The 14825-nt window shown below is 28.5% G+C and carries 15 protein-coding genes; 4 read left to right on the top strand and 11 right to left on the bottom strand.

The genetic code is table 11. The features are described from left to right. Positions 1 to 245 precede the first annotated feature (245 nt). The gene (locus ACYQ39_RS00145) at positions 246 to 950 is read left to right on the top strand and encodes a LysM peptidoglycan-binding domain-containing protein (RefSeq protein WP_459839847.1); all 705 of its coding nucleotides are present in this window, start codon (positions 246 to 248) and stop codon (positions 948 to 950) included. Positions 951 to 1231: 281 nt separating this feature from the next. Continuing rightward, entirely contained in the window at positions 1232 to 1885 is a 654-nt protein-coding gene (locus tag ACYQ39_RS00140; protein WP_459841589.1) for a transmembrane-type terpene cyclase, read from the top strand. Between the two features lie 164 nt (positions 1886 to 2049). On the opposite strand, the gene ACYQ39_RS00135 is transcribed toward ACYQ39_RS00140, so the two are convergent. From ACYQ39_RS00135 to ACYQ39_RS00105, 7 genes are all read right to left on the bottom strand, one after another. Next, positions 2050 to 2907 carry a UbiA family prenyltransferase gene (locus ACYQ39_RS00135; RefSeq protein WP_459839846.1) on the bottom strand — a complete coding sequence of 286 codons (858 nt, stop codon included), beginning with the start codon at positions 2905 to 2907 and terminating at the stop codon, positions 2050 to 2052. Between the two features lie 65 nt (positions 2908 to 2972). Next, positions 2973 to 3368 carry a hypothetical protein gene (locus ACYQ39_RS00130; protein ID WP_459839845.1) on the bottom strand — a complete coding sequence of 132 codons (396 nt, stop codon included), beginning with the start codon at positions 3366 to 3368 and terminating at the stop codon, positions 2973 to 2975. 853 nt (positions 3369 to 4221) lie between these two features. Next, positions 4222 to 5292: a GTP pyrophosphokinase gene (locus ACYQ39_RS00125; protein WP_459839844.1), complete on the bottom strand. Its 1071-nt coding sequence runs from the start codon at positions 5290 to 5292 to the stop codon at positions 4222 to 4224. 215 nt (positions 5293 to 5507) lie between these two features. Continuing rightward, on the bottom strand, positions 5508 to 5945 hold the full coding sequence (locus ACYQ39_RS00120; RefSeq protein ID WP_459839843.1) for a C-GCAxxG-C-C family protein: 438 nt from the start codon (positions 5943 to 5945) through the stop codon (positions 5508 to 5510). Between the two features lie 230 nt (positions 5946 to 6175). Further along, positions 6176 to 6844, bottom strand: a complete 669-nt coding sequence (locus ACYQ39_RS00115; protein ID WP_459839842.1) for an NUDIX hydrolase — start codon at positions 6842 to 6844, stop codon at positions 6176 to 6178. 233 nt (positions 6845 to 7077) lie between these two features. Then, a complete protein-coding gene (locus ACYQ39_RS00110; RefSeq protein ID WP_459839841.1) occupies positions 7078 to 8151 on the bottom strand; it encodes an amidohydrolase family protein in 1074 nt (357 codons plus the stop codon). Between the two features lie 221 nt (positions 8152 to 8372). Continuing rightward, positions 8373 to 9083 (bottom strand): GNAT family N-acetyltransferase, encoded by a 711-nt coding sequence (locus tag ACYQ39_RS00105; RefSeq protein WP_459839840.1) that lies wholly within the window; start codon positions 9081 to 9083, stop codon positions 8373 to 8375. A 298-nt stretch (positions 9084 to 9381) separates the two neighbouring features. Here ACYQ39_RS00105 and ACYQ39_RS00100 point away from each other — a divergent pair, with 298 nt between their 5' ends. Together ACYQ39_RS00100 and ACYQ39_RS00095 are read left to right on the top strand one after the other, a co-directional pair. Then, positions 9382 to 9606, top strand: a complete 225-nt coding sequence (locus ACYQ39_RS00100) for an AbrB/MazE/SpoVT family DNA-binding domain-containing protein (RefSeq protein ID WP_018249545.1) — start codon at positions 9382 to 9384, stop codon at positions 9604 to 9606. Then, positions 9603 to 9995: a type II toxin-antitoxin system death-on-curing family toxin gene (locus ACYQ39_RS00095; RefSeq protein WP_459839839.1), complete on the top strand. Its 393-nt coding sequence runs from the start codon at positions 9603 to 9605 to the stop codon at positions 9993 to 9995. Before ACYQ39_RS00100 ends, ACYQ39_RS00095 begins: the two co-directional genes overlap by 4 nt. On the opposite strand, the gene ACYQ39_RS00090 is transcribed toward ACYQ39_RS00095, so the two are convergent. The 4 genes from ACYQ39_RS00090 to uvrA form a co-directional block, all read right to left on the bottom strand. After that, positions 9992 to 10144: a hypothetical protein gene (locus ACYQ39_RS00090; RefSeq protein ID WP_459839838.1), complete on the bottom strand. Its 153-nt coding sequence runs from the start codon at positions 10142 to 10144 to the stop codon at positions 9992 to 9994. The two genes, ACYQ39_RS00095 and ACYQ39_RS00090, sit on opposite strands and share 4 nt — an antisense overlap. 79 nt (positions 10145 to 10223) lie before the next feature. After that, a complete protein-coding gene (locus ACYQ39_RS00085) occupies positions 10224 to 10766 on the bottom strand; it encodes a hypothetical protein (RefSeq protein WP_459839837.1) in 543 nt (180 codons plus the stop codon). Beyond that, positions 10763 to 11971: an AAA family ATPase gene (locus ACYQ39_RS00080; protein ID WP_459839836.1), complete on the bottom strand. Its 1209-nt coding sequence runs from the start codon at positions 11969 to 11971 to the stop codon at positions 10763 to 10765. The genes ACYQ39_RS00085 and ACYQ39_RS00080 overlap by 4 nt, the downstream gene beginning before the upstream one ends. A 331-nt stretch (positions 11972 to 12302) precedes the next feature. Beyond that, positions 12303 to 14822, bottom strand: a complete 2520-nt coding sequence (uvrA, locus tag ACYQ39_RS00075; protein WP_459839835.1) for an excinuclease ABC subunit UvrA — start codon at positions 14820 to 14822, stop codon at positions 12303 to 12305. Between the last annotated feature and the right edge of the window lie 3 nt (positions 14823 to 14825).

Below are 14825 nucleotides of genomic sequence, written 5' to 3'. Positions count from 1 at the left end.
AAACTTTCATTAGTAATTCTATTTTCATACCTACCAATAACTTATCCAAAATTACTAGTAAATTCTCCTGTTTATCTAAAGCTTCAAGTGTAGTTATTATATTTACATAATTAGTGATTTTAATTTTTAATCCATTATTGTTAATTACTTGGTAATATCAATATATCTTAAAATAATTAAAACTCTCAAATTAACGTTATCAATCATATTATATAAAAAGCTACTATGAAAGGAGGAAATAAATAATGGTTAATAATTTTAAATCTCCAGAATGTCCAAATGGAACATTATATACTATTCGCCCAGGAGATTCATTATATAATTTAGCACAACGTTTTGAAATTACTGTAGAATCTATAATCAATGCTAATCCTAATATTGATCCTAATAATCTACAAGAGGGCCAACAAATATGCATACCAATCGAAGATATCTCTAAAACCTGTCCTGGCGGATTCTTCTATACAGTCATTTTAGGGGATACTTTCTTTAATATAGCACGTCGTTTCGATATTTCTACAGAAGCACTAGCTGCAGCAAATCCAAATATTGATCCTAATAAATTACAAGTAGGAGACGAAATATGTATTCCAGCACAAACGCCTCCAGTAAAACCCTGTCCAGGTCGATTTTATACCGTTAAACCAGGAGAAACATTTACTAGCATAGCTAAAAAGTTTGGATATACTCTAGATGCTCTTTTAGTTATTAACTCTGGAATAAAACCAGAAAATCTAAGAGCAGGACAAGAAATTTGCTTACCACCTGCTCCTGGTGCTGGTCCAATTTCATGTCCTGGAGGCTCAATTTATATTGTAAAACCTGGAGACAATTTATTTATTATTGCTCAACAATTTAGAACACCACTAGATGAATTAATGGCTGCTAACCCACAAATTGAAGATCCAGATCAATTAAAAGCTGGAACTCCTATATGTATTCCTCGTTAAATATAATAAACAATTAGATATCCTATATATAACAAGCCATGTAGTTGATCAACTACATGGCTTATCAAAACTATAAACTTATCTCAGAGCTTAGTAAACCTCCCCCTCTAAACTATGATTTAGATGGAATTTGTTTTCTAAAATGATTATAATTAGTACTATATTAATATATTATAATAAGTTTTATAAATATTTGAATCTATACTTAAATAAACTTATATTAAAAATCAGGTAGATTATATTTTAAGCTTAACTATATTCCTAATAGATAGGAGGCTTTTATTATTAATAGTCTACTAGGTTTATTATTACAGTCAGGCGCAGGAATATTTTGGTGTTTAACTTATATTCTAATAATTATTAAAGGTTTTCATGACCAGACTTATGGTATGCCTTTTATAGCTCTTTGTGCCAATATTTCATGGGAATTTATCTTCTCCTTTATTTTACCTCTTCCGACACCAAAGTTATATTTCACGTTAGTTTGGTTTAGTTTGGATCTAGTTATTCTATCTCAATTCCTTATCTTCGGGAGAAATAATTTAAAAGAAAAATTTTATAAAAAGCATTTCTATTCTATATTTCTAATAGCATTAACTATTAACTTTATGACCATTCTATTTATCTCTTATGAAACTAATGATTATATGGGTAAGTATACGGCTTTTGGACAGAATTTAATGATGTCAATATTATTTATAACTATGTTAATTCACCGAAACAGCACTGCTGGACAATCGCTAGCTATCGGATTTTTCAAGCTATTAGGAACATTATGTGCTGCTATTCTATTTTATCTGTATGATTACTCTACACTTATACTCTTCTTTTCTATATCGTCATTTGTGTTTGATTTTAGCTACAACATTCTTTTATATAAATATCTTAAATTAAATTTAGTTTCAAAATTCATTTTTCTTTTTCCTACAAAATAAAAACTGTTTATATCTTCTTCTTTCTTCACTTTAATTCCCATCAATGATAACTTATCTTTTATTTCCTGTATTATTAAACTAGTTGTATTAGTTAATACTCTATAAGGAATTTCTTTTTAATGTTTAAGTAACATTTTAATTACATACGTTTAGTAATTATATATCTAAATAATCATCATACTAATAATACTTAAAAACATTCCAAGAAGTGCACTAAAGTATAACATACGTATATAAATTCGACCTTTTTTTATAGTTTGACTTTTTATAAGTTTGATTCCCAAAAATAATATCATAATATCTGTTAGCGAAATAATTATTAAATAGCTAATTCCAAAAAAACCCAAAATCACAGGCAAAAAACTTAATACTATCTCAAAAACAAATAATGAGAATGAAATATAAAGAGCATTTTTTCTCCCAATTAGTATCGCAATCGATTTTATATTTCTCTTTTTATCTCCTTCGATATCCATTGCATCTGCTGCGATTTCTTCCCCAAGATTAAAAATAAAAACCATTATACTAAAAATCAAAATAGTATTATTCCAGAGTTCGCCAACCACTATACCTCCAAGAATAATTGTAATTGCAACCGAAGAACTGACAAATAAATTACCCAACAATCCCTTTTCTTTCAATTTCCAATTATACAAGAAACCTATAACCCAGAAAATAATGTATAAAAAAACAGCTAATCTATTAATAAAAAATGATGCTACCAATCCTATCAAAGTTATAATAATAGTAAAAACTATAGCCGTACTTAAAGAAATCAATCCTGATGGTAAAGGTCTGTTTGGTGCATTGACTCTGTCAACCTCAATATCAAAAAAATCATTCAAAATCATTGCAGACCCTGACAGAAAAAATCCCCATATAAAACCCATAAATAATTCTGACAAAGAAGGGAAATTACCAAGTGTAATGATCTCCCCTATGATTACACATATTCCTGCAGCGAATGGCAACTCTGGTCGTAATAATTCTATCAGCCCCTTTATCTTCTTATAAGTAAGCATGGCCCCCCCTTTTAGTTTTCTAGTTTCTTTTATTATATCATCATTTAAATCAATACCTATCCATTTTACCTTATGTCCCAGCTTAGATTAAAACTTCCTTTATGATTATTACCGATGACTGTTATCTTATAGTTATCATCTTTCTTAATACCAGTTTTTTTCTCATTAACTTTCTCCGTTTCATTTATTGCTAAAATTAATTTCCCAGTAGAATTAGTTAAATTTACTGTTAAGCTCCCTTTCTTTGTATCATCTTCTAACTTAATAAAAACTTTATCATTTCTTTTTAGGTATAACTTCTTAAAATAAGTTCCTGAAAATTTACTATATTCTCCTATAATTGAATTTTCATTTGTATCAATATCACCTTTTATTATCGTATAACTTCCACCTTCACAACCTGCTAATACTATTAAAAATAAAATGAATAATACGAAATATCTTCTTGAAAATTCAAACATAATCTCCCTCCTAATTTTATCATTATTATAAAAATAACTACTTTGCTAAACATAAATATTAATTTAAAGCATTCAATTAACTTAAATCACTTTTTCTATACTTAAGATTTTTTAAACTCTTTTTCTTTTAATGCAATTATAATTGATAATATAATTAATACTATACTTGATTTCATTTACACCTATTTTGTCCCAAATTTGACTTACAACTATCTGTCCTAATATACTTTCTATTGCTATACTTATTCTGAACTTTGATAATCTCTTTCCGATATTTGTAAAGAGATTTCTATTTATTGTATCTCTTGAATATATTTCTATTATATTAGATACTAATTCATAAACAAACCAAATTCCAATTATTACTTTTAATCGATTTATTTTTGTAAACAAAACTAATAATATTGATTGAGATAAAGAGAATATTATAAACATATTTTTCAATGATATTTTGTTGAACTTATCATATATTCTTCCTTTTTAATTATTTCTCTTTTATAAGGTGCTAATGAACTTTAATATAATTTAGCAAACAAAGACTAAAAAAAGATAAAGATATATATGTTACTCGCAAGACCATATAAACTCTCTACTGTCTCATAAAAATTACTCTTGTTTTCCTATCTAAAAAAATTAAAAAAATGTTTCCATCTAATTTAAAAAATAATATTGATTGGCCTTTTAAAGTCACCGCAGTTAGTTAGCTATAGCACATAACGTCCCGCAGCTTCGAAACTTCCCTATTAACACTCTTAACCTATAATTAATACTGCAATCTAACATAAGTCAGCTTTGACATTAATCCAGCCCCTAGCTCAGATGTCGCTAAGATGCTGCTATGCGCCGTTGAAAATCATTTCCTACTTTCAATTTTAAAATCATATTCTTTTGATAACTTCTCTATAGGAATATTATATTTTTTTAAAACCTTGGTAAAAGGTTCATGAAAATAATAAGATTCATCTTCCCATACCTTTTCAAAATATTTTCTATGGTCAGATATTATCATCATTGACCTAATTAAACCTATAAGATTTGCATTAGGTAATCCCTCTAATTCAATTTTTATATTATCATGAAATTTTGCTGGTAAAATTGAATCCAATTCTATTAAATCATAAATTCCAAATTTATTTAACTCTTTTATAATATTATTTAAACCTGAATCTTCTTTTCCAAAAGAAGGTTGTAAAACATTATTTTTTATTTCGTTATCAAATTCTTCTAGCAAATAATCATTTAATGAATCTTTACTAATTCTAAGACCTCTTTCACCATTTTTAGTTAATTTTCTTACTTTTGCTTTATAATTATCTACTTCTTTGGCTAAAGAATTAAATTCTCTATCTGCCATTTCTAGCATTCCAGCCAATGAATAAAACCGTCTTTGTAAATGTTGGGGCAAATCTTCTTTAAACTTATAATTTCTATCATGTTCAATCTCTGCCCAAGCATGTTGAAGAATACTTTTAACCTGAATTTCAAAAAAAAGATCTTTAAACTGTTTAAAATCAGATAAATTAGTTCGTTCATTTGTAAATCTTGCTATATAATGTACAGATTTATATCCCATCTTATCCGCTTCAAGTAAATCTGATTTATCTTCACTATTACTGTAATCAATTTTAAATAATTCTTTTATAATATTACAAATTTTGTAAACATCTTTTTCAAAATATGCTATTATACGAATTCCTGTTAAATCAGTAATCTCGTTTACAGGGTCATCATATTTATCTTTATCAGCTTTTTCTTTAAAACTATCTATTTCCTTTACTCTACTTTCTAAACTATGATAAAAAATATCTTCACTACTCAAAACATCTTCAATTATAGATTCCACTTTCACTGCTAAATCCCTATAAATCCCTCTATTTTCTTTATACCATTTAACTGCCTTTTCAACTTTTTTATCTTTCGACATATAAATCCCCCCTTTAGTAATTTTCAATGGCGCATAACATCCCGCAGATTCGCGACGTCTAGCTCAAACTTCCTATAACTTGCTCATTCCCTAAAACTTACATATGTAATCCCTAGCCTTGCCTAATCTCTTTACCTAGATGTCGCTAACCCCTATTATGCAACGATCTGCTTCTCCAACTAAAATTGACATTTATGATTAATAATTTAAGTATATTACTGGTCAAAATTAAAATTTGTGCCATTCATTATATAATTTACAGTAAATTTTACTGCACTTTTTGTTATATCCTCACATAAATGTGGTGGATTATCTTTTTTAAAACCTTCTGGACGTAGTTCTCTACAAAGCAAACTCCCAAATTCTTCTTGGAATTTATCTGCAAAATCATAACATGTGTTTATAATTTTCTCTTTAGAAACCGATTTTTCTTCCCCAAATACACCCAAAAACATTAATGAACCCTCTACTAACCCGCATTGTGCGCCAAATTTTCCTGCACCATGCATACCAATAGCGGAATCTATAAGTTGAGCATCTAATTTAATCTCAAATATTTCTGATAAAGTTTTTAACATAGTAGTAGCACAGTTTAAATCATTTTCCCAATAATAATCATGTACTCTTTCATCAATAATCTTTTTGGATTTCATTATTTTCACCTCATATTTTTTATTTTACTTAATCAATTGAGAATAAATAGTTAAATCAATGTACAATTACTTAGACTGTCGCATAACGTCCCTAGGCTTCAAGACGTCTGCGGAATCAACTCATTCATATCCCCCTGTATTTCATAAGTCAGCTCCAGCCTCCGTTTATGCACCACTACCAGATGTCGCTAAGCCTCTGTTAGACGAAGTAGTGCTCGGTTCCCCCTTAACTAACTGTTATTCAATTTTCTTACAAACTCTCGAATTAATTGAGCTGTAATACCCCAAATTGTTTTTTTATCTAACTCATAAACATAAACATCATATTTTTTTCCACCCCAAGGCTTAGTATATCTTTCAGGTAATCCTAACTTTTTAGCTGGAAATAACACTTTTTTCTCTTCTTTTTCATCTGTATAAGATGGTTGTATTTCCAATCTGACTTTATAATTATCTGGTTTATGTTCTTCAAAATAAGATACAGGTATAGTAAATACTTTAGCTACTTCATTTTCATTTACACTTAATTCATCTAAATTATCTATATTCAAAACAGAAATAAAACTATCTACTGTTACTCCCATAGGAGCTACTATAGTATTTAATCTCCCTACAATTTCAACTTTTTCTTCTTTTATCCCTAACTCCTCAATTGTTTCTCTAATAGCTGTTTGCCTATAATTGTCATCTATTTCAGGTTCATACTTTCCTCCAGGAAAACAAATTTCTCCTGATTGTTTCATTTCAGAAGCCCTTTGTTGAAATAAAAAATGATATCCCGTATCTACTTTAACTAATAAAATAGAAACTGCTGAATTAAAATAATACTCTTCTTTACCTAATATATTTGGCTGTTCTGATAAACTTTCACTTAAATTTTCTAATCCTTGCTCTTTCATAAAATATCTTCTCCTTTTAAATATTTAAATTAAACCTTAATTTGCTTATTGCACTTAATAAAATTTATACAAAACACTTACTAGCACTATTTCATCTAACGTCCCGCAGGTTCGCGACTTCTCGCTACTGCTCCTTTACTTTTGGTCATCCTCTAAATTTCATAAGTCAGTGCTTAACCCTGTCTTATCCTCTGCACCTAGATGTTGCTAATCCCATGTTAGGCGAAGTTCTTTTACTCTCTCAAAGCTAAAATCCTTCTTGCATTTTTAGAAAATATTGCTTTTCTATCATCTTCATATTCTGTTGCTCTTAAAACTGCTAATATTGGAAATGATTGATTAAAAACTGGATAATCTGAACCAAATAATAATCTATTACTTCCAACTTCTTTTATCATTCTCTTAATATTTTGTGGAGGTTGAGTACTTATTTCTGCATAGGTATTAGAAAATTTATTCATTAATTCAATTACTTTATTATTTTGTTCTATCCCACCATGAGCAAAAACAAAAGTAACATTTGGAATTTTAGTTAGAACTTCTTCATACTTATTTAAATTTTGAGATTCTAGTTTGTCTTTAATAAAATTAGGTAAATCAAAATAGTCTGGAACTGCTAATCCACTACAAGAAATAATCGGCAAATTTGTTTTAGCTAGTTTTTCTATTAAACTAATTAATTTAGGATCATTAAATTCTATATCCCATATATGAGGATTTAGTTTAAAGCCTTTAACTCCAAGTTCTATATATCTTTTAATTTTATCTTGTTGATTTGAATCATAGGGATGTATAGAACCAAAATTAATAAAATTATTATATTTATCAGTTTCAGTTAACATTCTAGTAGTATCATCACAATCTAGTCCATTTATTGGTAAAACTACTGCTTGATTAACAGATCCCTTTTCCATATCTCTAATCAATCTATTTGTACTAGCTCTTCGTAATGAAGAAATAAATCCAGTTAAACCTAACATGTCTATTATTACTTTTAACCCAAAAATACTGAATAGTGATTTAGGCCAAATTTGATAACTAGGTCTATCAAAATCTAAATATTTTCCTTTTCTATGATAAGGCGATTTATCAAACAAAGACATGTCAAAATCAATAACAGAATTACGAAATAAGGGAGGCAACATAGTATTAGCGATACCTTCTGTAATATGAGTGTGAAAATCAATGATTTCATACTTTTCTACTAACTTAGGATCAATAACAAAATCTCCATATTCTGTTAATTTTAATTCTGGATACTCATTTAATATTTCTTTTTTAGAATTAAAATTATTAATAGTTATCACCCCAATAATAAACTGTAAAAGTATTTCGCCTAACGTCCCGCAGATTCGCGACGTATAGGGTAATCCTCTATAACTGGTCTATACTACTAAAACTTACATATGTAATTCCTATCTTTGTCTATTCTCCTAGCCTAGATGTCGCTAACCCCATGTTATGTGACCGTAGCACAGCTGGGTTTTCTCAGCAACTTTTATCTCTTTAAAGTTTCATTTTTAAATATTTATATAACTTTTACCCAACTTATTTCCCTATCTAATGAAAATCCTAATGTAGTAAATAAATTTTTAGATTTAATATTTTGAGGTTCTATGTTCGCAAAAACTGGTTGATCTAATTTTCTCTTCTTTTTTATTAGTGATTTAACTATATTTTTTCCATAGCCTTTTCCTCTAAATTCAGGTATGACATTTAAAAACCCTAAAGCTCCATCATCATGAGTTAATCCCCAAGCTGCCAATTCACCATTTTCAAATATTCCTGCTGATATTCCATTTTCTATACGTTCTTTAATATAATCAACAGAAGTAAGAGCTTGATAATTTAAATTATTGTATATATACTCAGCATGAGTTGTATTAAGCTCCTTAATTGAATAAGATAAGGAATTAATTTTTTCATGTTTAGGTAAAATATATCGATAAGTATTGAGTTCCCAATCTATTTGTTTATCTCTAGTAACTATAGGAATCATCCATTCTTCAAGTGAAGCAAAATACTTAGTTTCATAATCAAATTTCTTTATAATTTTTCCTAATTCTTTTTCATCATTACTAGAAATATATGTCCATAAACAATCACTTTCTCCTAAAATTAAAAACGTACTGCCTTCCTGAATAATTTTATTAACTGGATAATTTTGAATAAATCCTAAAATACTAATGTTTTTCTTTCTATTTTTCTTCAAATGACTATTAAGAACCCGTCTTTTCATTTTTTATCTCCTTTTATAATGGTTTAATTGTTATTTTGCTGTGCTATGTCACATAACGTCTCTGGGATTTACGACGTTGACGTCCCTAATAACACTCCTAATCTCAGATAAACTCTAAATCTTACATAAGTCAGCTCCATCTCTCGTTTATACTATTAACTGGGATGTAGCTAATGTGCTGTTATAAGACGTTTTGCGTTCTCCATAATTTACAATCCCCTTTATATTTCAGTCAACATTTAAATTTTTATTGAATATTGTGTAATACAAATGTTATAATATTAGTGAGGTGATTATTATGCAAACTATAAAAATTCGTAAGGTTGGAAATAGTTATGGTTTTACTATTCCTAAAGAACTTATGGAAAAATATCATTTAAAAGAAGGAGAAGAACTCCATCTTATTGAAGAAAATGATGGCTTTACATTAACTCCTTATGACCCTGAATTTGAAAAATGGACTAAGTCTTTTGAAAAAACGAATCAAAAATTTAAGAATACATTAAAGGAACTATCTAAATGAAGAATATAAATTTTATTCCTAAAAAGGCTATACTCTATTTTCATGAACAATTAATTCAAATTTACGGTGGTAGCACAGGAATAAGCGATGAAAAACTTCTTGATTCTGCTATCCAACAACCTAAAATCACTTTTGAAAGTAACTATCTGCATGATAGTATATTCAAGATGGCATCAGCCTATGGATTTCACTTATGCAAAAATCATCCATTTGTAGATAGTAATAAACGAATTGCTCTTGTTGCTATGGATACATTTCTTCAAAATAATGGCTATGAAATAACTGCATCTGAGAAAAAAACTTATACAATAATGATAAAACTGTCCTCTGAAGGTCTTTCAAAAGATGACTTAACAAATTGGTTAAAACAAAATACTACTTCTATCTAGACTTCTTGGTAATTAAAGTTTTTACCAAGAGGTTTTTCTTTTTGGACAAAACTATAAAAACTTCCGATAGCAGAATGTCTTATAACGTCCCTAGCATCTCGCGACGTCCCCATATTCCTCCAACCTTTAATCAAAACTAACAATCTCACATCAGTCATCCACTCTTCCATTTATCCTCTCAAGGTAGGATGTCGCTAATCTGCTGTTATACGCAGTAATGCCATCTTTTTACGTTATTATATTTTTAATTAATCTTTTGAAACTTAATACACTATTATTTTTATTAACAGCTCTTTCAATAGAAAAGTTAGAAGCAAAAAAATTGGCTGCTTCTACTTCGGTAGGTACATAATCTTTTTTCCCTTTATATAAATTAAATAACCTTTGCTTTGGATTATTAATTACGTCAGTCATTCCTGATGGTGAATAATTAATATTTAAAGAATCTCTTATACATTGTCCATCTGCTAAAATCCATGCTTCTAAACTTTTAATTAAAATGCTTGTCCTACAAATTTCATCATCAAAATCCAATTTATCCTTAATTTCTTCTTCGCTATCATTATCTAAATCTGGAATAAAAATCATATAATCTACTTGATAAACATATTTGCATACTTCATAATGATCATGAGCTTTTTTATACATATTTGATTTTCCATTCGCATTAATAATATTAACAATTTCTAATCCTTTATCTTCAAACCAATCTCTTAACTTCTTAAATATAATTTTATCTGAAGTTCCTTCAACTATTAAAGCAATCTTCATACAATATTTCCTCCTTTTAAATAACCAGAAAGCCATAGTTCTTCCATAGAAAAATTCTCTAAAAATTTATCCATATTATTTATATTATCAGCTCTTTTAACAAAAGTTTTATTGTCTTTCTTATCTACTAAATAAGTTTCTTCTGGTTTTAACCATTTTACAATTTCAGGACTATGTGTTGTAACAAAAATTTGTTTATTCTTTGAAACTTCTCTCATAACTTCTACTAAAGTTTTTAATACTTGAGGATGTAAACATCTTTCCGGCTCATCTATTGCAATAAATCTATTATCCTCTCTTTGAAATAATAATGCTATTAATATTGATAGTAATCTAATCGTTCCATCTGATATCATTTTAGGTAAAAATCCATCTTTAACTCCTCTTTCCAATATTTTGAACCCCAATGTAGCATCGAATTGTCTTTCAGTCTCCCAACCTTTAAATTCTGGCACCAAAGTTCGCATAATTGATTCTATTCTAGATTTTGTCTTTTTATTTTCTTCACTTTCTAAGTTTTCTAATACTAGCGATAAGTTACTACCATTTTCCTCCAAAAAATCATTTGAATCATTACTAGAAGTCTTCCTAGCTTTATTAGCATCAATTTCATAATACTTAAATTCCTCCATAAGGTCTGATAGAATCATTGCAGTAAGAGAAAAAAATGGAGCATTTAAAAATAATTCATTTTCAAATTTTTTAGGAACTTTAATAGAATCTCCTTCTTCAACTTTTTGAAATTCTCCAATCTGAGAATCAAATTTAATCTCTTCACTATCGCGATAAAAGCTATCACTTTCCACTCTATTTTCAACTTCCCATTCCCCATAAACTTTTTCTTTAAAAACATATGGGTTTTTCTTTTTGCTACCAATTGATAAATTATAATCAAACTTAAGTGGACTAGCTTGTATTTCATCATTAAAATCTATCATTTGTATATATCTCGACATATCTAATGATAAACTAATATTTATTTTTTCTGAATTATCCTTCCACTTAGTTAATAAATTTTCCCAACCAAATCTGCTATTAATTGCACTCTTTAAATCATTTTTTAAAATATCACGTATAAATTTAAAAATATCAACTATATTACTTTTCCCAGAACTATTAGCTCCAATAAATACACAAAAATCATTTAATTCTAAATCAAGTTTTTCTATACTTTTAAAATTCTCAACTTCTACTTTTTCAATCATTTTTTTCCCTCCATAATTCTAAAATTGAAAACATTTCCTTTAAGTAATAATATTTCACTAACTACTCTATTTCATACAAACTTATTTTATTCATATTTTGATATAAAAGATCTTATCCAACTAAGATATTACTATAAATAATTGTTTTTTTCAATATTATAAGTTACTTAGGTATTATTGCGTATAACGTTCCTGGGGTTCGCGACGTTCGGATACCCCTCTCAATCTACATCTCAACTGCTGAATTTCATAAGTCACCACTTGTCCTACTTCTAACCATAAAGCTGAATGTCGCTAACTCCATGTTAGGCGACGTAGTGTGGCTTTTATGCTAATTTATTACTTCTTGAAGATATTTTCCAGTATATCCTTGGTTATTTTTCATTACTTGTTCAGGAGTACCTTCTGCCACAATATATCCTCCATTTTTACCACCTTCTGGCCCTAAATCTATCACCCAATCAGACCTAGCTATCAAATCTAGATTATGTTCTATAACAACTACCGTATTCCCTCTGTTAACTAATTTATTTAATAAGATAAATAGCTCATCTATATCGTGAGGATGTAAACCTGTAGTAGGTTCATCAAGTAAATATAAAGTATTACCATTACTATTTTTACCTAATTCCTTAGTTAACTTTATTCTTTGAGCTTCCCCTCCAGATAATGTAGTAGTAGGCTGACCTAATCGTAAATAACCTAATCCAATTTCAGACATCAATAATAATTTATCTATTATCTTTTTTTCATCTTCAAATATAGATATAGCCTGATTCACAGTAAGATTCAATATATCAGAAATATTATAGTCACGATATTTTACTTCTAATACACCCTTCTTAAAACGCTTACCATGACAGACTGGACAAGTAACTTGAGCATCCGGTAAAAAATGCATATCAAGGTTTATTACTCCTAACCCTTTACACTTTTTACATCGACCTCCACTTGAATTAAAAGAAAAATGTTTTGAAGTTAATCTCTTATTTTTGGCTTGTTTTAAATTCGAAAAAATCTTTCTAATTGGGGTAAAAATATCAGTATAAGTTGCTACATTTGATCTTGACATTCTCCCAATTTGACTTTGATCAACTGTAATAATCTTATTAATCTTATCTAATCCATTAATCTTATCATACTCACCAGGCATTTCACTTGAACCATAAAATTTACGTCTAATTGCTTTATCCAAAATATCAAAAACTAATGTTGATTTACCTGACCCTGAAACTCCTGTGATAGTTACTAGATTTTTTAGTGGAATATCAACTGTAATATTTTTAAGATTATGTTCAGACCCCTTCTCTATTCTTAAGTAATCTTCACTAGTTTTTCTATTATTTTCTATATTTTTAGTGGTCTTATCTCCTCTTAAATAACAAGCAGTAATTGATTTTTTAACTTTACTTACTTCTTGTGGACTTCCAGTAGCAACGACTTTTCCTCCTTTTTCTCCTGCTTTAGGTCCTATATCAATCACATAATCTGCTTCTTTCATAAATTCTATATCATGTTCAATTACTAATATAGTATTACCACGATTACGCAATTGTTTTAAAACCTTGATTAACTTATCAGTATCTCTAGGGTGTAATCCAGCAGTAGGCTCGTCTAATATATATAAAACTCCAGTAAGTCCAGAACCTAATAATGAAGCTAACCTAAGCCTTTGTGCTTCTCCACCAGATAATGATACAGCTGGCCTATCTATAGTTAAATAGTCTAATCCTACATCAATTAATCCTTTTATTCTTTCAAATAAATCATCAATAATTGGTCTTACAACAGCTAATGATGCTTTAGAAATATTATCTTCTAATTTTTTAAGCCAATTTAAAAGGTCATTAAGAGAGAATTTAAATAAACTTGTAATAACAGTATTATTAACTTCTACTAATCGGCTTTCTTCACGCAACTTAGTTCCTTTACATTTAGGGCATTCTTTTTGTATTAATTTTTTCTTAAGTTTTTTACGCTTTTTAGGATTATCAGTACTTTCAGAATAATTTTCTAATATTCTAGTAACTATCCCTTTAAAATTACCATCCCCAACTTTTTTAGGAGCTTTAATATTCGGAAAATATTCTTTAAATTCTTCACTTTTAACTCCATGTAATAATAAATCACATTGTACTTCATTATAGTCTTTAACAGCTTTTTTAGGGTCAAAAGAAAAGCCATAATGTTCAGCCGCTGCTTGTAATACATCTGCATTATATTCAACTTGCCATCCTTTCCACTCACTAACTGCTCCTTCTAGAATATTTTTTTCTTCATCTAATATACTATCTAAATCAACTTCTGTAACAAGTCCTAATCCTTTACATTTTTGACACACCCCTTTCTGCTTATTAAATGAAAAATGAGCCATTGTTAACTTTTCTAATTCTTCTTTACATTTTGAACAGACAATCTTTTCATCTTCTAATTCATCATCCCACATTTCTATCTCTTCATCCTGTTCAAAAGTAGGTTTTATAATTTTACCACAATTAGGACATGGTCTCTCTCCTAATTTTGCAAATAAAACCCTGATATAAGTATAAATTTCAGTAACTGTTCCCACGGTAGAACGTGGATTTTTATTATTATTATGTTGTCCAACACTTATTGATGGTGATAGTCCCTTTATGGAATCTACCTTAGGTTTACTTAAAGAATCAGTTACTTTCCCCATGGATTCCATATACTGTCTTTGACATTCTTTTTGTAAGGTATCCATTGCTAAAGAGGACTTTCCTGAACCAGAAAGACCAGTTAAAACAACCAATTTATACTTTGGTATTCTTAAAGAAATATTTTTTAAATTGTTTTCACAAGCTCCAGTAATTTTAATATATTTATCCATAAC

Source organism: Halanaerocella petrolearia (assembly GCF_054657875.1).
This window is presented reverse-complemented; position numbering and strand designations above follow the sequence as displayed.